The organism is Enterobacter cloacae complex sp. IR5384, from assembly GCF_049237265.1.
GTDB classification, from domain to species: domain Bacteria; phylum Pseudomonadota; class Gammaproteobacteria; order Enterobacterales; family Enterobacteriaceae; genus Enterobacter; species Enterobacter cloacae.
The window spans coordinates 31,464-49,069 of record NZ_JBMKHJ010000024.1 but is presented as its reverse complement, the minus strand read 5'-3'; the positions used below and the strand labels follow the sequence as shown (position 1 = coordinate 49,069).

18 protein-coding genes are annotated in these 17,606 nt (G+C 60.2%); 13 read left to right on the top strand and 5 right to left on the bottom strand.

All coding sequences use genetic code 11. The features are described from left to right. From ACOTX3_RS17910 to hypA, 3 genes are read right to left on the bottom strand one after another with little or no spacing between them, the layout of a single operon-like run. Window positions 1–273 carry a HypC/HybG/HupF family hydrogenase formation chaperone gene (locus ACOTX3_RS17910; protein WP_020689280.1) on the bottom strand — a complete coding sequence of 91 codons (273 nt, stop codon included), beginning with the start codon at window positions 271–273 and terminating at the stop codon, window positions 1–3. Then, window positions 264–1,127 (bottom strand): hydrogenase nickel incorporation protein HypB, encoded by an 864-nt coding sequence (gene hypB, locus ACOTX3_RS17905; protein WP_058678798.1) that lies wholly within the window; start codon window positions 1,125–1,127, stop codon window positions 264–266. The genes ACOTX3_RS17910 and hypB overlap by 10 nt, the downstream gene beginning before the upstream one ends. Window positions 1,128–1,130: 3 nt before the next feature. Next, the gene (gene hypA, locus ACOTX3_RS17900) at window positions 1,131–1,481 is read right to left on the bottom strand and encodes a hydrogenase maturation nickel metallochaperone HypA (RefSeq protein WP_014833056.1); all 351 of its coding nucleotides are present in this window, start codon (window positions 1,479–1,481) and stop codon (window positions 1,131–1,133) included. A 210-nt stretch (window positions 1,482–1,691) separates the two neighbouring features. On the opposite strand from hypA, the gene hycA reads away from it, so the two are divergent. The 9 genes from hycA to hycI all read left to right on the top strand — a co-directional run bounded on the left by hycA (window position 1,692) and on the right by hycI (window position 9,476). Continuing rightward, on the top strand, window positions 1,692–2,156 hold the full coding sequence (gene hycA, locus ACOTX3_RS17895; RefSeq protein ID WP_013098469.1) for a formate hydrogenlyase regulator HycA: 465 nt from the start codon (window positions 1,692–1,694) through the stop codon (window positions 2,154–2,156). 70 nt (window positions 2,157–2,226) lie between these two features. Next, a complete protein-coding gene (locus tag ACOTX3_RS17890; RefSeq protein ID WP_058678797.1) occupies window positions 2,227–2,835 on the top strand; it encodes a 4Fe-4S dicluster domain-containing protein in 609 nt (202 codons plus the stop codon). After that, window positions 2,832–4,646: a formate hydrogenlyase subunit 3 gene (gene hycC / locus ACOTX3_RS17885; RefSeq protein ID WP_058678796.1), complete on the top strand. Its 1,815-nt coding sequence runs from the start codon at window positions 2,832–2,834 to the stop codon at window positions 4,644–4,646. The genes ACOTX3_RS17890 and hycC overlap by 4 nt, the downstream gene beginning before the upstream one ends. A gap of 1 nt (window position 4,647) precedes the next feature. Continuing rightward, complete coding sequence (locus tag ACOTX3_RS17880) at window positions 4,648–5,571, top strand: respiratory chain complex I subunit 1 family protein (protein WP_058678795.1); 924 nt, start codon at window positions 4,648–4,650, stop codon at window positions 5,569–5,571. 15 nt (window positions 5,572–5,586) lie between these two features. Beyond that, window positions 5,587–7,296, top strand: a complete 1,710-nt coding sequence (hycE, locus tag ACOTX3_RS17875; protein ID WP_029883192.1) for a formate hydrogenlyase subunit HycE — start codon at window positions 5,587–5,589, stop codon at window positions 7,294–7,296. A 9-nt stretch (window positions 7,297–7,305) separates the two neighbouring features. Then, entirely contained in the window at window positions 7,306–7,848 is a 543-nt protein-coding gene (locus ACOTX3_RS17870; RefSeq protein ID WP_058678794.1) for a formate hydrogenlyase complex iron-sulfur subunit, read from the top strand. After that, the gene (locus tag ACOTX3_RS17865; protein ID WP_058678793.1) at window positions 7,848–8,615 is read left to right on the top strand and encodes an NADH-quinone oxidoreductase subunit B family protein; all 768 of its coding nucleotides are present in this window, start codon (window positions 7,848–7,850) and stop codon (window positions 8,613–8,615) included. The genes ACOTX3_RS17870 and ACOTX3_RS17865 overlap by 1 nt, the downstream gene beginning before the upstream one ends. Continuing rightward, window positions 8,612–9,022, top strand: coding sequence for a formate hydrogenlyase maturation HycH family protein (locus ACOTX3_RS17860; protein WP_058660447.1), 411 nt, complete (start codon window positions 8,612–8,614; stop codon window positions 9,020–9,022). The genes ACOTX3_RS17865 and ACOTX3_RS17860 overlap by 4 nt, the downstream gene beginning before the upstream one ends. Beyond that, a complete protein-coding gene (hycI, locus tag ACOTX3_RS17855) occupies window positions 9,015–9,476 on the top strand; it encodes a hydrogenase maturation peptidase HycI (protein ID WP_038420483.1) in 462 nt (153 codons plus the stop codon). Before ACOTX3_RS17860 ends, hycI begins: the two co-directional genes overlap by 8 nt. A gap of 60 nt (window positions 9,477–9,536) precedes the next feature. On the opposite strand, the gene ACOTX3_RS17850 is transcribed toward hycI, so the two are convergent. Next, window positions 9,537–10,961 carry a 6-phospho-beta-glucosidase gene (locus ACOTX3_RS17850; RefSeq protein WP_058678792.1) on the bottom strand — a complete coding sequence of 475 codons (1,425 nt, stop codon included), beginning with the start codon at window positions 10,959–10,961 and terminating at the stop codon, window positions 9,537–9,539. Between the two features lie 18 nt (window positions 10,962–10,979). After that, window positions 10,980–12,431, bottom strand: coding sequence for a PTS cellobiose/arbutin/salicin transporter subunit IIBC (gene ascF, locus ACOTX3_RS17845; RefSeq protein WP_013098459.1), 1,452 nt, complete (start codon window positions 12,429–12,431; stop codon window positions 10,980–10,982). Window positions 12,432–12,646: 215 nt separating this feature from the next. On the opposite strand from ascF, the gene ACOTX3_RS17840 reads away from it, so the two are divergent. The 4 genes from ACOTX3_RS17840 (at window position 12,647) to ACOTX3_RS17825 (ending at window position 17,587) form a co-directional block, all read left to right on the top strand. Next, window positions 12,647–13,660 (top strand): LacI family DNA-binding transcriptional regulator, encoded by a 1,014-nt coding sequence (locus ACOTX3_RS17840; protein WP_029883949.1) that lies wholly within the window; start codon window positions 12,647–12,649, stop codon window positions 13,658–13,660. 134 nt (window positions 13,661–13,794) lie between these two features. Further along, complete coding sequence (gene hydN, locus ACOTX3_RS17835) at window positions 13,795–14,340, top strand: electron transport protein HydN (protein ID WP_014833044.1); 546 nt, start codon at window positions 13,795–13,797, stop codon at window positions 14,338–14,340. Window positions 14,341–14,346: 6 nt separating this feature from the next. Beyond that, window positions 14,347–16,563 carry a carbamoyltransferase HypF gene (hypF, locus tag ACOTX3_RS17830; protein ID WP_127869192.1) on the top strand — a complete coding sequence of 739 codons (2,217 nt, stop codon included), beginning with the start codon at window positions 14,347–14,349 and terminating at the stop codon, window positions 16,561–16,563. Between the two features lies 1 nt (window position 16,564). Beyond that, window positions 16,565–17,587 carry a HoxN/HupN/NixA family nickel/cobalt transporter gene (locus tag ACOTX3_RS17825; RefSeq protein WP_029883946.1) on the top strand — a complete coding sequence of 341 codons (1,023 nt, stop codon included), beginning with the start codon at window positions 16,565–16,567 and terminating at the stop codon, window positions 17,585–17,587. The last annotated feature ends 19 nt before the right edge of the window (window positions 17,588–17,606 follow it).

Here is a 17,606-nt window from a genome sequence, read left to right as displayed (position 1 = left end):
TTACCGTTCCTCGCCGTACAGCAGCGCGCCGACGTCCGGCTCAACATCGAACATGTTCTGCAGGGCATCAAGCGTGTCGCGCGCTTCCGCTTCATTAATCACGCTCATGGCAAACCCCACGTGTACCAGCACCCACTGACCAAGGCGCGAGACGCCCGTCTCATCGGTGCTGCCCACCAGCGTTAAATCGACGTCACGCAATATGCCGCAGACCTCCACTTTGGCCTGGTTTCCGTCAATGGAATGGATTTGTCCGGGGACGCCTATGCACATCGTTCACTCTCCAGCCAGTTTAGCCAGTGCGCCATGCCGTCGCCGCGCGTGGCGGAGACCAGCAGGATCGCAATGTCCGGGTTCACTTCACGGGCATAAGCCAGGCATTTATCCACGTCGAAATTCAGGTACGGCAGCAGGTCGACTTTGTTCAGCAGCATCAGCGACGCGGCGGCAAACATATGCGGATATTTGAGCGGCTTGTCTTCTCCTTCGGTCACCGAGAGGACCGCCACTTTATGCCGCTCCCCGAGATCGAAGCTGGCCGGGCAGACCAGATTGCCGACGTTTTCGATAAACAGAATGCCGTTATCCGCCAGCGGCAGACGCGGTGTGGCATCGGCAATCATCTGCGCATCCAGATGGCAGCCTTTACCGGTATTGACCTGTATCGCCGGGGTGCCGGTTTCACGAATACGGGCAGCATCGTTGACCGTTTGCTGATCGCCTTCGATCACCGCGCAGGAGACGCGTTCGTTCAGGCGTTTGAGCGTTTCCGTCAGCAGCGTGGTTTTGCCGGAGCCGGGGCTGGAGACGAGGTTGAGCACCAGCTGTTGACGTGCGGCAAACCGGGCGCGGTTGCGGGCGGCGATCTGGTTGTTTTTATCGAGTACGTTGATTTCTACGTTCAGCATCTGGCGCTGGCTCATGCCCGGCGCATGGGTACCCGCCTCGCCGTGGCCGTAATGAAGATCGCCCATATCGGAGCGTTGAGGCGCAAAGCGAATGCCGGTGAGTGCCGCTGCCGGACGCGGTGCGGGGGTAAAAGGGGCGGAGCGAAACGCGGAGTGAGGACGGTGTTCATCCCCTTCGATATACAGGTTGCCTTCGGCGCAACCGCAGGTACTACACATACTTTACTCCTTCTCGATTTCAAGGCGTTGGATCTGCATCCCGTCATCCGCCACGATGCGAAGGCCGGTGTGCTGACACTGTGGGCAGCGCTGGACCTTCGACGACAGCAGGGTGACGTACTGCTGACACTGCTCGCACCAGCACTCCGCCTGCTGCTCTTCAATATGAAGTTCGCAGCCTTCCGCCAGCGTGCCGCGGCACACCAGCTCAAAACAGAAGGTGAGGGCGCTGGTTTCGACGCAGGAAAAGGCCCCGACCTTCAGCCAGACGCCGGTCACGCGCGTCGCGTGGTTTTGCGCTGCCTGCTGTTCGATGAGTTCCAGTGCCCGCTGGCAGAGGGTGATTTCGTGCATGACGCCTCCTTAATGAATTGCCCCGTTAATGCAATAACAATGCCAGCCTGGTTTTGGTTAGGGGGTGACGATGTCAACGCTGTCGAAATGACACGTCGACACCCTCTTGTTGACAGCCTGTTTTGAATTAAATCCATTAAATATCAATGTATTAAAAACTGGCATGGAATCTGCTTAACAGCCGCTATCTCCATTAACCGGATACCTTCTATGACTATTTGGGAAATTAGCGAAAAAGCGGATTACATCGCGCAGCGTCACCAGCAGTTACAGGACCAGTGGCACCTTTACTGCAACTCACTGGTCCAGGGGATCACCCTCTCCAAAGCCCGTCTTCACCACGCCATGAGCTGTGCGGCGCAGGGGGATATGCGCTTTGTTTTGTTCGGCCATTTCACGATTTACGTCACCCTGGCCGACACCTTCAACAGCCACACCATTGAGTACTACGTCGAGACAAAAGAGGGTGAAAAACAGTGTATTGCGAAGGCGCAACTAATGGCCGACGGCATGGTTGACGGTCACGTCAGCAACCGCGATCGCCAGCAGGTGCTGGAGCACTATCTGGAAAAAATCGCGCCGGTTTATAACGGTCTGTACACCGCCGTTGAACACGATCTCCCGGTCAACCTGAAGCAGCTGATGGATGAACACGCCTCAGCGGACGTGGCCTGATCATCACGTGTCGAGAAGTGTCGACATGACAGTTTTTCGTCAAAAATGACTATCACCAGAGGATGACCCGGTGAACCGTTTTGTAATTGCTGACTCGACGGTCTGTATTGGCTGTCGAACCTGTGAGGCGGCCTGTTCGGAAACGCACCGCCTGCACGGGCTCCAGTCCATGCCGCGCCTGCGCGTCATGCGTAATGAAAAAGAGTCTGCCCCGCAGCTCTGCCACCACTGTGAAGATGCGCCGTGCGCGGGCGTCTGTCCGGTGAATGCCATCACCCGCGTTGACGGCGCGGTACAGCTGAACGAAAGCCTGTGCGTGAGCTGCAAGCTGTGCGGCATAGCCTGCCCGTTCGGTGCGATTGAATTTTCCGGCAGCCGTCCGCTGCATATTCCGGCGAATGCCAACACCCCAAAAGCGCCACCTGCTCCCCCGGCTCCGGCACGTGTCAGTACGCTGCTTGACTGGGTGCCCGGCGTGCGTGCGGTGGCGGTGAAGTGCGACCTGTGCAGCTTCGATGAGCAGGGCCCGGCCTGCGTGGGCACCTGCCCGACCAAAGCGCTGATTCTGGTCAACATTCGCGATATTGCCCGCACCAGCAAACGCAAGCGCGAGCTGACCATTAATACCGACGTCGGCGATCTTTCTCTGCTTCAGGCGCTTAACGAGGGGGCGAAATGAACGCGATATTCATGATTAACAGCGCCGTGGCGTACTTTGCCGCCGCTGCTGTGCTGGCGTGGCTCCTGTCATTCCATAAAACCCTGAGCGGCTGGATCGCCGGTATCGGCGGGGCGGTGGGCAGCCTGATGACGCTGGCAGCAGGTACGGCAGTGTTACTCAGCGGCCAGACCGCCGAAGCAATGATTCCGATCGTCCGTCATACCGTTCAGCTCACGCCGCTGAACGCCATCTGGCTGGTGACCTTTGGCCTGTGCGGGGTGTTTATCAGCCTGTTCAATATTGACTGGCACCGCCATCAGCACACCCGCGCGAATGGTCTGCTGGTTAACCTGCTGCTGGCGTCGGCGGTCTGCACCGTCATTGCCAGCAACCTCGGCGCGCTGGTGGTGATGGCGGAGATCATGGCGCTCTGCGGCGTATTCCTGACGGGATGTAGCGCCTCCGGCAAGCTGTGGTTTGCGCTCGGTCGCCTCGGCACGCTGCTGCTGGCGCTGGCCTGCTGGCTGGTGTGGCAACGTTTCGGCACGCTCGACTTCGCAGCGCTTAACGGTCAGCCGCTGGGAAATGACGTCTGGCTGCTGGGCGTGGTGGGCTTTGGCCTGCTGGCCGGGATCATCCCTCTGCACGGCTGGGTGCCGCAGGCGCACGCGAATGCCTCTGCACCCGCTGCCGCGCTGTTTTCCACCGTGGTGATGAAAGTCGGTCTGTTCGGCATTCTGACGATCACCCTGACTGGCGGCCAGCCGCCGCTGTGGTGGGGTGTCGCGCTGCTTATCGCAGGTATGGTTACCGCCTTTGTCGGCGGGCTGTATGCGCTGATGGAGCACAACATTCAGCGTCTGCTGGCGTACCACACCCTGGAAAATATCGGCATTATCCTGCTCGGCATCGGCGCAGGCGTGACCGGCCTGGCACTTAATCAACCGGCGCTGATTGCCGCCGGGTTTATCGGGGGGCTGTATCACCTCGTTAACCACAGCCTGTTTAAAAGCACCCTGTTCCTGGGCGCGGGCAGCGTCTGGTTCCGTACCGGTCATCGGGATATCGAAAAACTCGGCGGCATTGGCAAAAAGATGCCGGTGATTTCTCTCGCCATGCTGGTCGGGCTGATGGCGATGGCCGCGTTGCCGCCGCTGAACGGCTTTGCGGGCGAGTGGGTGATCTACCAGTCCTTCTTCGCGCTCGGTCAGAGCGACGCCTTTATCGCCCGGCTGCTCGGCCCGCTGCTGGCGGTTGGGCTGGCGATAACCGGGGCGCTGGCGGTGATGTGTATGGCAAAAGTCTACGGCGTCACCTTCCTCGGCGCACCGCGCACGCGGGAAGCGGAAAACGCCTGCTGCGCCCCGATACTGATGTGTGCCAGCGTGGTCGCGCTGGCGCTGTGCTGCATCGCGGGCGGGGTCGCCGCCCCATGGCTGCTGCCGCTGCTGGGTAACGCCATTCCACTGCCGCTGACCACCGCCCATACCACCGTCTCCCAGCCGATGATGGCGCTGCTGCTGATTGCTGCACCGCTGCTGCCGTTTGTGCTGATGCTGTTCTTCAGGCGCGACCGACTCCCCTCCCGCTCGCGCGGCGCGGCCTGGGCCTGTGGCTACGAACACGAACAATCGATGGTCATCACCGCCCACGGTTTTGCCATGCCGGTGAAAGAGAACTTCGCTGCCGTGCTGAAGCTGCGCCACTGGCTGAACCCGGTGGGCTGGATGCCGGGCTGGCAGAGCGCCGCCGTTCCTGCGCTGTTCCGCCGTCTGGCGCTGATCGAGCTGGCGGTGCTGGTGGTCATTGTGATTTCACGAGGAGCCTGACATGAGTCTGTTACTGGCAATACTTCAGGCGCTGGTGCTGTTCGCCGTTGCGCCACTGCTGTCGGGCATCACGCGCGTGGCGCGCGCCCGGATGCACAACCGTCGCGGGCCTGGCGTGCTCCAGGAGTACCGCGATCTCTTCAAGCTGCTCTCCCGCCAGAGCGTGGCGCCGGATGCCGCAGGCTGGGTGTTCCGCCTGACGCCGTTCGTGATGGTCGGCGTGATGCTGACCATCGCCACCGCGCTGCCGGTGGTGACGGTGGGCTCGCCGCTGCCTGCACTTGGGGATCTGATTACGCTGATTTACCTCTTCGCCATTGCCCGCTTCTTCTTTGCTATTGCGGGCCTGGATACCGGCAGCCCGTTTACCGGTATCGGCGCCAGCCGCGAGGCGATGCTGGGCGTGCTGGTCGAACCGATCCTGCTGCTGGGGCTATGGGTGGCCGCGCAGGTCGCGGGTTCCACCCATATCAGCTTTATCACCCACACCGTTTACCACTGGCCGGTGTCAAGTACCCTCCCGCTAGTGCTGGCCCTTTGCGCCTGCGCATTCGCCACCTTTATTGAGATGGGCAAACTGCCGTTTGACCTCGCAGAAGCCGAGCAGGAGTTGCAGGAAGGGCCGCTCACCGAATACAGCGGCTACGGCTTTGCGGTGCTTAAGTGGGGCATCAGCCTTAAGCAGCTGGTGGTCCTGCAGATGTTTGTTGGCGTCTTCTTCCCGTGGGGGCAGATGACGCACTTCTCCGCTGGGGGGCTGGTATTGGCCGTGGTGGTTGCCGCGCTCAAGTTGCTGGTCGGCGTGCTGGTGATTGCCCTGTTTGAAAACAGCATGGCACGTCTGCGCTTTGTCGCGACCTCGCGCATCACCTGGGCCGGTTTTGTTTTTGCATTTTTAGCGTTCGTCTCCTTGCTGGTGGCGTGATTAAAGAGAGTATTTATGTCTGAAGAAAAGAAAGGTCAGCAGTATCTCGCCGCGTTGCATCAGGCTTTTCCGGGTGTTGTGCTGGATGAAGGATGGCAGACCAAAGACCAGGTAACCGTCACCATTAAGGTGAACTATCTGCCGGAAGTGGTGGAATTTCTTTACTACCAGCAGGGTGGCTGGCTGTCGGTGCTGTTCGGCAATGACGAACGTCAGCTGTGCGGCAATTACGCGGTGTACTACGTGATGTCGATGGAGCAGGGCGAGAAGTGCTGGCTTACCGTACGCGTGGAAGTCGACCCGAACAAGCCGGAGTACCCGTCCGTCACACCGCGCGTGCCTGCCGCCGTCTGGGGCGAGCGCGAAGTGCGTGACATGTATGGCCTGGTGCCGGTGGGGCTGCCTGATGAACGCCGCCTGGTGCTGCCGGACGACTGGCCGGACGAACTGTATCCGCTGCGCAAGGACAGCATGGACTACCGCCAGCGTCCGGCCCCAACCACCGACAGCGAAACCTACGAGTTCATTAACGAACTCGGCAACAAAAAGAACAACGTGGTGCCGATTGGCCCGCTGCACGTCACCTCTGATGAACCAGGCCACTTCCGCCTGTTTGTTGACGGCGAAAACATCATTGACGCCGACTACCGCCTGTTCTACGTCCATCGCGGCATGGAAAAGCTGGCGGAAACCCGGATGGGCTATAACGAGGTGACATTCCTCTCGGACCGCGTGTGCGGCATCTGCGGCTTCGCCCACAGCACCGCCTATACCACCTCGGTGGAGAACGGCATGGGGATCGTGGTGCCGGAGCGCGCGCAGATGATCCGCGCCATTTTGCTGGAAGTGGAACGTCTGCACTCGCACCTGCTGAATCTCGGTCTGGCCTGTCACTTTGTCGGTTTCGACTCCGGGTTTATGCAGTTCTTCCGCGTGCGCGAGGCGTCGATGAAGATGGCGGAGATCCTCACCGGGGCGCGTAAAACCTACGGTCTGAACCTGATCGGTGGGATCCGCCGTGACCTGCTTAAAAACGACATGATCCAGACCCGACAGCTGGCACAGCAGATGCGTCGCGACGTGCAGGAGCTGGTGGATATGCTGCTCAGCACGCCCAACATCGAGCAGCGTACCGTGGGGATCGGCCGTCTTGATCCGGAGATCGCCCGCGACTTCAGCAACGTTGGCCCGATGGTGCGCGCCAGCGGCCACGCCCGCGACACCCGCGCCGATCACCCGTTTGTCGGTTACGGCCTGCTGCCAATGACCGTACACAGCGAACAGGGCTGCGACGTCATCTCCCGCCTGAAGGTGCGTATCAACGAGGTCTTCACCGCGCTGAATATGATCGACTTTGGGCTCGATAACCTGCCGGGCGGCCCGCTGATGGTGGAGGGCTTCACCTACATCCCGAACCGCTTTGCCCTCGGCTTTGCCGAAGCGCCGCGCGGGGACGACATCCACTGGAGCATGACCGGCGATAACCAGAAGCTTTACCGCTGGCGCTGCCGTGCGGCCACCTACGCCAACTGGCCAACCCTGCGCTATATGCTGCGCGGCAACACGGTCTCCGACGCGCCGCTGATCATCGGCAGCCTCGACCCGTGCTACTCCTGCACCGACCGCATGACCGTGGTGGACGTGCGCAAGAAGAAAAGCCAGGTGGTGCCGTACAAAGAGCTTGAGCGCTACAGCATCGAGCGTAAGAACTCGCCGCTGAAATAAGGACTCGCCATGTTTACCTTTATCAAAAAAGTGATCAAAACCGGCACGCCCACCAGCCGCTACCCGCTGGAGCCGATGCCGGTGGATAAAAACTTTCGCGGCAAGCCGGAGCACAACCCGCAGCAGTGCATCGGCTGTTCGGCCTGCGTCAACGCCTGTCCGTCGAATGCCCTGACGGTGGAAACGGATCTGAAAACCGGCCAACTGGCCTGGCAGTTTAACCTCGGTCGCTGCATCTTCTGCGGCCGCTGCGAAGAGGTTTGCCCGACGGTCGCCATTCGTCTGTCTCAGGAGTACGAGCTGGCGGTGTGGAAGAAAGAGGATTTTTTGCAGCAGTCGCGTTTTGCCCTGTGTAACTGCCGCGTCTGCAAACGTCCGTTCGCCGTGCAAAAAGAGATCGACTACGCCATCGCGCTGCTGAAGCACAACGGCGACGCCCGCGCGGAGCATCATCGCGAAAGCTTTGAAACCTGCCCGGAATGCAAACGGCAGAAATGTCTGCTGCCGTCCGACCGCATCGATATCACCCGTCATATGAGAGAGGCCAGCTGATGGAAAACTTACTCGGTCCGCGCGACGAGCGGGGCATTCCGGTGCCAATGACGGTGGAGGAGTCCATCGCCAGCATGAAGGCGTCGCTGTTGAAAAAAATCAAACGCTCGGCCTACGTTTACCGCGTGGACTGCGGCGGCTGCAACGGCTGCGAGATTGAGATCTTCGCCACGCTGTCACCGCTGTTTGACGCCGAACGCTTCGGCATCAAAGTGGTGCCGTCTCCGCGTCATGCCGACATTCTGCTGTTCACCGGGGCCGTCACCCGCGCCATGCGATCGCCCGCGCTGCGCGCCTGGCAGTCTGCGCCCGATCCGAAAATCTGTATCTCCTATGGGGCGTGCGGTAACAGCGGCGGCATCTTCCACGACCTCTACTGCGTATGGGGCGGCACCGACAAAATCGTGCCGGTGGACGTCTACATTCCGGGCTGTCCGCCGACGCCTGCCGCCACGCTGTACGGCTTTGCCATGGCGCTCGGCCTGCTGGAGCAGAAAATCCACGCCCGTGAACCGGGTGAACCCGACAATCAGCCTGCGATGATCCTGCACCCGGACATGGTGCAGCCGCTGCGGGTGAAGGTAGACCGCACGGCGCGCAGGCTGGCGGGCTATCGCTATGGCCGCCAGATTGCCGACGATTACCTGCACCTGCTGAGCCAGGGCGAGCACCAGGTGGCGCGCTGGCTGGAGGCGGAAAACGACCCGCGTCTCAATGAGATTGTGGCGAACCTGAACAGCATTGTGGATGAGGCGCGTATCCGATGAGTGAGACGGTGGTGTTCAGTCAGCTGAGCCGTAAATTTATTGATGAGAACGATGCCACGCCGGACGCGGCGCAGCAGGTGGTCTATTACAGCCTGGCGATTGGGCATCACCTCGGGGTGATCGACTGCCTGGAGGCGGCGCTGAGTTGCCCGTGGTCCGACTATCTGGCGTGGATCGCCACGCTGGAAGAGGGCAGTACGGCGCAGCGCAAAATGGAAGGGGTACCGAAGTACGGTGAGATCGTTATCGACGCCAACCATATTGCGATGCTGGCGAACGCGTTTGACGCGGCGCTGAAACGGCAAACCCCCGAACAGCAGGCGTGGAGCAAAACGCTGCTCAGCATGCTGCATGATATTCATCAGGAAAGTGCCATCTACCTGATGGTGAGGAGATTACGTGACTGACGTTTTACTGTGTGTCGGCAACAGCATGATGGGCGACGACGGCGCAGGCCCGCTGCTGGCAGAGATGTGTGCCGCGAACCCGCAGGGCAACTGGGTGGTGATTGACGGCGGCAGCGCGCCGGAAAACGACGTGGTGGCCATCCGCGAGCTGCACCCTGATCGGCTGTTGATTGTCGATGCTACGGATATGGGGCTGAACCCGGGGGACATCCGCCTGATCGACCCGGACGACATTGCCGACATGTTCATGATGACCACGCATAATATGCCGCTTAACTATCTGGTGGATCAGATCAAAGAGGACGTGGGCGAGGTGCTGTTTTTGGGCATTCAGCCGGACATCGTCGGATTTTATTACCCGATGACACCCCCGGTGAAAGCCGCGGTGGAAGTGGTCTATTCACGGCTTGCGGGGTGGGTTGGAAAGGGTGGGTTTGAACCCCTCTCCTCATAGGGGTGAGGGTGTTTTTTGTCCCCTCTCCCTGTGGGAGAGGGTTAGGGTGAGGGCAACAGGCTACGCCAGATCCCCCCCGTTACTCGCAATCACCTTCTTATACCACCAGAACGACTTCTTGCGTTTGCGCTCCAGCGTGCCGTTTCCGGCATCGTCGCGGTCAACGTAGACAAACCCGTAGCGCTTGCTCATTTCGCCCGTTGAGGCCGCCACCAGGTCAATGCAGCCCCAGGTGGTATAGCCCATCAGCGGCACACCGTCCTCAATGGCATCGCCCATCGCGCGGATATGCTCGCGCAGATAGCTGATGCGGTAGTCATCGTTAATTTCGCCGTTTTCATCAATGACATCTTTTGCGCCGAGGCCGTTTTCCACCAGGAACAGCGGTTTCTGATAACGGTCGTACATCATGTTCATGGTGATGCGCAGGCCGAGCGGATCGATGCCCCAGCCCCATTCGCTCACCTGAATATGCGGGTTGCGCAGGGATTTGACGATGTTCGCCGCATTGGTATTGTTCGCATTCATATCGGCCGACGCGCAGCGCGAGGCGTAATAGCTGAACGATACAAAATCGACGGTGTTTTTCAGCATTTCGTCGTCGCCCGGGTCTTTTACAATCACTACCCCTTTTTCGCGGAACACGCGGGCGGAGTAGGCCGGATAGCTGCCGCGCGCCTGCACGTCGATGAAGAACAGATTCTCGCGGTCCTTCTCCAGCGCCGTCCATACGTCTTCCGGCTTGCAGGAGTAAGGGTAGAAATTCCCGCCCGCCAGCATGCAGCCGACCTGGTTTTCCGGGTTTACCTCGTGGGCGATTTTGGTCGCCAGCGCGCTTGCGACCAGCTCGTGGTGCGCGGCCTGGTATTTCACCTGATCTTCGTTTTCACCTTCTTCGAACACCAGCCCCGCGCCGGAGAACGGGCTGTGCAGCATGATGTTGATCTCGTTGAAGGTGAGCCAGTATTTCACCAGACCGTTAAATTCTTCGAAACAGGTGCGGGCGTAGCGGGCGAAGAAATCCACCATCTTGCGGTTGCGCCAGGAGCCGTACTCCGTCACCAGATGCATCGGCACGTCGAAGTGGCACAGGGTGACCAGCGGCTCAATGTTGTACTTTTTGCACTCTTCAAACACCGCGCGATAAAAGGCAATGCCCTCTTTGTTCGGCAGCGGTTCGTCGCCGTTCGGGTAGAGGCGGCTCCAGGCAATCGAGGTGCGGAACACCGTAAAGCCCATCTCCGCCATCAGGGCGATGTCCTCTTTGTAGCGATGGTAAAAATCGATCGCCTCGTGGCTTGGGTAAAACTCGTCGTCACGCAGCGAAAAACGCTTTTCCTTACCAAGCTTCACCGCCAGGCGGTTTGCGCCGTGAGGGATCATGTCGACCGTGGTCAGCCCTTTGCCGCCTTCACGGTAAGCGCCTTCGCTCTGGTTGGCGGCAAGCGCGCCGCCCCATAAAAATCTTTGTGGAAAAACAGACATTTCTACCTCGTTATACGGTTAAACTTGTGCGGTTTTGGCCTGCACCGGCGCGCTCTGCAGGGCGCGGGCTTTTTCAGCCTCGTCTTCGACCGGGATATCTTCAAAGCCTAATATCAGGGTCAGCACGAAGGAGAGCACGACCGCCAGCGCCATGACGCCGAATACCCAGACAATGGTCATCGGGTTGGCCGGATCGAAGAACTGCACGCTGGTAAACAGCCCCGGCGCCGCCATTGAGTGGCTGGCAAGCCCCGCAATACCGGCCACCGCGCCACAGATAAAGCCGCTAATCAGGCTGGCAATCAGCGGGCGTTTCAGGCGAACCGCCACGCCGTACAGCGCCGGTTCAGAGATGCCCGCCATGATGGCGGAAGCCGCCGCGGCCAGCGCCGTCTGACGCAGCTCCGGGTTTTTCGTTTTCCATGCCACCGCCAGGGATGAACCGCCGAGCGACAGGTTGGCACCGATTTCCGACGGCATCACCATCCCCTCTTTACCCGTTTCGGCAATGGTCTGAATGATAGTCGGGGTAAAGACGCGGTGCATCCCGGTCATGACCAGCAGCGGCCAGAGCGCGCCCATGATCGCCACGGAGAGCCAGCCCAGATAGCCGTGGATGGTGTAGACCAGCGCGGAGATGGCGCTGCCGATCCAGATCCCCAGCGGCCCAATCAGCACGATGGCGAGCGGGGCGGCAATCAGCACGATCAGCATCGGCTTGAGGAAGTTTTTCGTCACCGCAGGCGTAATGCGATCCACCCAGCGTTCGATATACGACAGGCACCAGGTCATCACCAGCGCCGGGATCACGGTGTAGGTGTATTTCACCGCCGTCACCGGGATAAACGCGAATTCGACGTGCTCACCCTGCGCGGCTTTCGCCATCAGCTCGATAAAGCTCGGGTGCACCAGCACGCCTGCAATGGCGATCGCCAGCGACATGTTGGTTTTGAATTTCACCGCGGCAGATGCTGCCACCATCAGCGGCAGGAAGAAGAACGCCCCGTCGCCGATGACGGTCAAAATGGTGAGCGTCGGCGCGCCTTTCTCCAGCACGCCGGTCATCTCAAGGATCATCGCCAGCAGCTTGACCATCGAGCCGCCGATGATCGCCGGGATCAGCGGCGACATGGTGCCAATCAGCGCGTCGAGGATCCCGGCACCGATGCGGCGCAGGGTCAATTTCTGTGGGCCTTCCGGCACGGCAGGCTGGAGGTCGGTTGGCAGCAGGCTCACCACCTCACGGTACGCCTGAGAAACGGTATTGCCGATAATCACCTGGCACTGGTTGTCGTTACGTACCACGCCCAGTACGCCGCTGATATTTTTCAGACGTGCGGTATCGGTAGCGGTTTCGTCTTTCAGGACGAAACGCAGTCGCGTCATGCAATGAGTGACGGCGACGATGTTGTCTTTGCCGCCAAGCGCGCTGACAACGTCTTGCGCCAGCGCGGCATAATTTTTGGCCATCGGATGTGATCCTGTTGTCGTTGTGAGAGTATGTAGGAAACCGGTTCCACATAATCATCATGAGTTTCTTTGAATGAAACAAGATCGCATTTTGACCATTTTTTCATTTCGTGATGGCGATCACCAGACGGTTCAAAAAGCGTGAGCGCGTCGTTGCGACAATTGTTTTGCAGTGCAGTACACTGCGTGCCATCAGTATGAAAGGGAATAACAACATGACCACGATGCTTGAAGTGGCGAAGCGGGCAGGCGTTTCGAAAGCGACGGTTTCCCGGGTGCTGTCGGGGAATGGCTATGTCAGCCAGGAGACCAAAGACCGGGTGTTTCAGGCCATCGAAGAGAGCGGCTATCGCCCCAATTTGCTGGCGCGCAACCTGGCGACCAAACGCACCCAGACGCTGGGACTGGTGGTGACCAACACCCTGTATCACGGCGTCTATTTTAGTGAGTTGCTGTTTCACGCCGCCCGCATGACGGAAGAGAAGGGGCGGCAGCTGATCCTGGCGGACGGCAAGCACAGCGCCGATGAAGAGCGCGAAGCCATCCAGTACCTGCTTGATATGCGCTGTGACGCGGTCATTATCTATCCGCGTTTTCTGAGCGTGGAAGAGATGGACGAGATCGTCGAGAAATACGAGCAGCCGATCATGGTACTGAACCGTCGCCTGCGTAAAAACAGCAGCCACAGCGTCTGGTCAGATCATAAAGCCTCCTGTCAGGAAGCGGTGTCACAGCTGATTGAGAAAGGGCACCGTGACATTGCGTTTATCACCGGCTCGCTGGATTCGCCCACGGGCGTGGAGCGTCTCTCCGGCTACAAAGATGCCCTGGCGCAGCACCAGATCCCGCTGCGTCCGACGCTGATCGCCCACGGCAAATGGAACCCGGCCAGCGGCGCGGCGGCCGTGTCTGAGCTGCTCTCGCGCGGCGAAACCTTTACCGCGCTGGTGGCGAGTAACGACGATATGGCGATTGGCGCCATGAAACAGCTTCACGACAGCGGCGTCGCCACGCCTGATGCGGTGTCGGTGGTAGGCTTCGACGATGTGGCGATTGCGCCCTACATCGTGCCCTCGCTCTCCAGCGTGCGTATTCCGGTTACGGAGATGATTAAAGAGACCATCAGCCGCCTGATTTTTATGCTCGACGGCGGCGAGTTTAAATATCAGCAAACCTTCTCGGGTGAGCTTATCCTGCGCGACTCTGTCATCGACGGCCCGCACCGCTGATGTCGACAGCTGTCATCGTCAGAAGTGACGATGACAGCCCTGGCGTCATTTTTTAAATGACTATAAATCAACGAGTTAAAAACTGGCACAGTTTATGAATATCTCCGCGCATGACTGTAATGCTGGAGAAGCAGATGAACCGTTTTATTATGGCCGATGCCAGTAAATGCATTGGCTGCCGTACCTGTGAAGTGGCGTGCGTGGTGTCTCATCAGGCGGAGCAGGATTGCGCTTCGCTTACGCCAGAGACCTTTTTGCCGCGGATCCACGTCATCAAAGGCGTGAATATTTCCACCGCCGCTATCTGCCGTCAGTGCGAAGACGCGCCGTGCGCCAACGTCTGCCCTAACGGTGCAATCAAACGTGAAAAAGGCTTTGTGCATGTGATGCAGGCGCGCTGTATCGGCTGTAAAACCTGCGTGGTCGCCTGCCCGTATGGCGCGATGGAGGTGGTGGTTCGTCCGGTGGTCCGCAACAGCGGCATGGGGCTGAATGTGCGGGCGGAAAAAGCCGAAGCCAACAAATGCGATCTTTGCTATCACCGTGACGCCGGTCCGGCCTGTATGGAGGCCTGCCCGACACACGCGCTGGTTTGCGTGGATCGCGATAAGCTCGAGCAGATGAGCGCCGAAAAGCGCCGTCGCGCAGCGTTCGATACCACCTCATCTCTGCTGTTCTGATCCGTCATGGGCGGTAACGGCGTACAGTTGCGGGTGCGTGGCAAGGTGCAGGGCGTGGGCTTTCGGCCCTTCGTCTGGCAACTGGCTCAGGCGCTGCAGTTGACCGGCGATGTCTGCAACGACGGAGAGGGCGTGCTGGTGCGCCTCGCGGGTAATGGGGGGCATTTCACCGCGAGGCTGCGCCAGGACTGCCCGCCGCTGGCGCGCATCGAGAGTATCGACACGCAGCCGTTTCATTGGTCAACGGTGCCGGAGACATTCACCATTCGCCACAGCGCGGGCGGGGCAATGGACACCCAGATTGTACCGGATGCCGCCACCTGTCCCGCGTGCCTTGCGGAGATGAACGACCCCCACGAGCGCCGCTATCGTTACCCGTTTATTAACTGCACCCACTGCGGCCCGCGTTTTACTATTATCCGCGCCATGCCGTATGACCGCCCGGCCACGGCCATGGCGCCATTCCCGCTCTGCTCGCCGTGCGAAACGGAATACCGCAACCCTGCGGACCGACGTTTTCACGCCCAGCCCGTGGCTTGCCCGGACTGCGGCCCTGAGCTTGAGTGGCGTGCGGCCGATCGGGTTGTCACCCGCGAGCTGGCGCTGAACGCGGCGGTGCAAACGCTGAAAAACGGTGGCATCGTTGCTATCAAAGGGCTGGGCGGATTTCATCTGGCCTGCGACGCGCTTAACCCGCAGGCGGTGGCAATGCTGCGGGCACGTAAGCAGCGTCCGGGGAAACCGCTGGCGGTGATGATCCCGAACGCCGACGGCCTTCCGCAGCCGGTGCAAACACGGCTGCGCTCGCCTGCCGCGCCCATCGTGCTGATCCCTAAAGCCTGGCTGCCGACCTTTCCGGATGACATCGCGCCGGGCCTGGATAGCCTCGGTGTGATGCTCCCGGCCAATCCGCTGCACCATTTGCTGATGCAGGAGACGCAACGCCCGCTGGTGATGACCTCCGGCAACCTCAGCGGCAGACCGCCTGCCATCAGTAATCCACAGGCACTGGAACAGCTCGCAGAGATCGCTGACGGTTTTCTGCTCCATAACCGCGACATCCTGCAGCGGATGGACGATTCCGTACTGGATCAGGACGGGGCCATGCTGCGTCGGGCGCGCGGTTTCGTGCCGGATGCCATCACGTTACCCGCCGGTTTTAGCCCTGTTCCCTCTATTCTGGCGACCGGTGCCGACATGAAGAATACCTTCTGTCTGGTGCGCGGTAACCAGGCGGTGCTGAGCCAGCATTTTGGCGATCTCAGTGACGACGGTGTCGAGGCCCAGTGGCGTTCAGCACTGTCGTTGATGCAGCAGATCTACGCCTTTCAGCCAGAGCGGCTGGTGTGCGATGCCCATCCTGGCTATCACGCCCGGCACTGGGCACAGGAGCAGGCGCTGCCGGTCGATACCGTACTGCATCATCACGCGCATGCCGCGGCCTGCCTTGCCGAAAACGGCTGGCCGCTCGACGGTGGCGACGCCATCGCCCTGACGCTGGACGGGATCGGCATGGGCGAGCACGGCGCGCTGTGGGGCGGGGAGTGTCTGCGGGTGAACTACCTTGAGTGCGAGCATCTGGGCGGCCTGCCCGCCGTGGCGATGCCGGGCGGCGATCTCGCGGCCATGCAGCCCTGGCGAAATCTGCTGGCACACTGCCTGGCGTTTGTTCCTGACTGGCAACGCTACCCGGAAACCCGTGCCGTACGTTCGCAAAACTGGCCGCTTTTAGCGACCGCCGTTCAGCGCGGCCTTAACGCGCCGCTGGCGTCGTCCTGCGGGCGGTTGTTTGATGCGGTGGCCTGTGCTCTGGGTATTGAAACACAACGCTATGAAGGCGAAGCCGCCTGCAGGCTGGAGGCGCTGGCCGCGCAGTGCCCGGGTGTTGAGCACCCGGTGACGCTTCAGGTTGAAAACCTTGCGTTCTTCTGGCGGCAGTGGCTGTCCTGGCAGGCGCAACCCTGTGAGCGCGCGTGGGCCTTTCACGACGCGCTGGCAAAAGGGCTGGCGGCGTTAGCCCGACACCATGCCCGACGCCTGTCGCTCTCTACCGTCTGTTTCAGCGGCGGCGTGTTGCATAACCGCCTGCTGCGGGCGCGTCTGCGGGTACACCTCTCTGATTTCACGCTTCTTTTTCCCCATCATCTGCCTGCGGGTGACGGGGCTATCTCCTTCGGGCAGGCGGTGGTTGCCGCAGCCCGGTCATGTTCAAAAAGGATGTAAAATGTTACGACGCTTACGCAATGAACCTCGCGCCGCGCTCCTGCTGCTGGCGCTGGTAATGGCTAATCTTCTGGCGTGGGGCTGGGCGTGGAACGCCTTTAGCAGCAGTTCTGCGTTAATGGCCGCAAGCCTGCTTGCCTGGTGCTATGGGTTGCGTCACGCGGTGGATGCTGACCACATCGCGGCCATTGATACCGTGACACGCAAGATGATGCAGCAGGGCAAGCGCCCCTCTGGTGTCGGGGCGTGGTTCTCACTGGGGCACTCCACCATTGTGGTGCTGGCCTCCATCGCCATTGCCGCGACGGCGACCGCGTTTCAGAAAAATATGGCCTGGTTTCATGAAACCGGCAGCCTGATTGGCACGGCCGTCTCCGCGACGTTCCTGCTGGCGATGGCGTTAGTCAATATGGTGATTTTGCGCGGTGTCTGGCGCAATTTTCAGGCGCTGAAAAACGGGCAGGCGGTGCAGGGAGACATCTCGCTCCCGGCGCAGGGCGGAATAATGAACTGGCTGTTTGGCGCGACTTTCCGCCTGGTCAACAAAAGCTGGCAGATGTATCTGGTCGGTTTTCTGTTCGGGCTTGGTTTTGATACCGCCACTGAAATCGGCGTGCTCGGGATCTCTGCCGCCAGCGCCTCAAACGGTATGTCGGTGTGGTCAATCATGATCTTCCCGGCGCTTTTCGCCAGCGGCATGGCGCTGGTGGATACCCTCGACAACTTGCTGATGGTGGGGGCTTACGGCTGGGCATTCAACAAACCGCAGCGCAAGCTCTACTACAACATGACCATTACCGGTACCTCTGTGGTGGTGGCGGTGTTTATCGGCGGGCTGGAAGCGCTGGGGCTGCTGATGGATAAATTTGCCCTCAGCGGCGGCATCTGGGATCGCATTGGTGCCGTCAACGATAACCTCGGCAACGCCGGTTTTGTGGTGGTTGGGCTGTTTGTCGCCTGCTGGCTGATCTCCATGATCAACTACCGCTGGCGCGGCTACGACGCGCTGGTCATACATTCCTGAGTGCTGCGCTAAAACCATT

What these genes read in the sequence shown, in the direction of transcription:
- hycE (WP_029883192.1), top strand. Translation starts at nt 5,587, where the DNA reads ATGTCTGAAGAAAAGAAAGGTCAGCAGTATCTCGCCGCGTTGCATCAG.
- hycA (WP_013098469.1), top strand. Translation starts at nt 1,692, where the DNA reads ATGACTATTTGGGAAATTAGCGAAAAAGCGGATTACATCGCGCAGCGT.
- ACOTX3_RS17860 (WP_058660447.1), top strand. Translation starts at nt 8,612, where the DNA reads ATGAGTGAGACGGTGGTGTTCAGTCAGCTGAGCCGTAAATTTATTGAT.
- ACOTX3_RS17910 (WP_020689280.1), bottom strand. Translation starts at nt 273, where the DNA reads ATGTGCATAGGCGTCCCCGGACAAATCCATTCCATTGACGGAAACCAG.
- hypF (WP_127869192.1), top strand. Translation starts at nt 14,347, where the DNA reads ATGGGCGGTAACGGCGTACAGTTGCGGGTGCGTGGCAAGGTGCAGGGC.
- ACOTX3_RS17870 (WP_058678794.1), top strand. Translation starts at nt 7,306, where the DNA reads ATGTTTACCTTTATCAAAAAAGTGATCAAAACCGGCACGCCCACCAGC.
- hycC (WP_058678796.1), top strand. Translation starts at nt 2,832, where the DNA reads ATGAACGCGATATTCATGATTAACAGCGCCGTGGCGTACTTTGCCGCC.
- ACOTX3_RS17840 (WP_029883949.1), top strand. Translation starts at nt 12,647, where the DNA reads ATGACCACGATGCTTGAAGTGGCGAAGCGGGCAGGCGTTTCGAAAGCG.
- ACOTX3_RS17850 (WP_058678792.1), bottom strand. Translation starts at nt 10,961, where the DNA reads ATGTCTGTTTTTCCACAAAGATTTTTATGGGGCGGCGCGCTTGCCGCC.
- ascF (WP_013098459.1), bottom strand. Translation starts at nt 12,431, where the DNA reads ATGGCCAAAAATTATGCCGCGCTGGCGCAAGACGTTGTCAGCGCGCTT.
- hypB (WP_058678798.1), bottom strand. Translation starts at nt 1,127, where the DNA reads ATGTGTAGTACCTGCGGTTGCGCCGAAGGCAACCTGTATATCGAAGGG.
- ACOTX3_RS17880 (WP_058678795.1), top strand. Translation starts at nt 4,648, where the DNA reads ATGAGTCTGTTACTGGCAATACTTCAGGCGCTGGTGCTGTTCGCCGTT.
- ACOTX3_RS17825 (WP_029883946.1), top strand. Translation starts at nt 16,565, where the DNA reads ATGTTACGACGCTTACGCAATGAACCTCGCGCCGCGCTCCTGCTGCTG.
- ACOTX3_RS17865 (WP_058678793.1), top strand. Translation starts at nt 7,848, where the DNA reads ATGGAAAACTTACTCGGTCCGCGCGACGAGCGGGGCATTCCGGTGCCA.
- hypA (WP_014833056.1), bottom strand. Translation starts at nt 1,481, where the DNA reads ATGCACGAAATCACCCTCTGCCAGCGGGCACTGGAACTCATCGAACAG.
- hydN (WP_014833044.1), top strand. Translation starts at nt 13,795, where the DNA reads ATGAACCGTTTTATTATGGCCGATGCCAGTAAATGCATTGGCTGCCGT.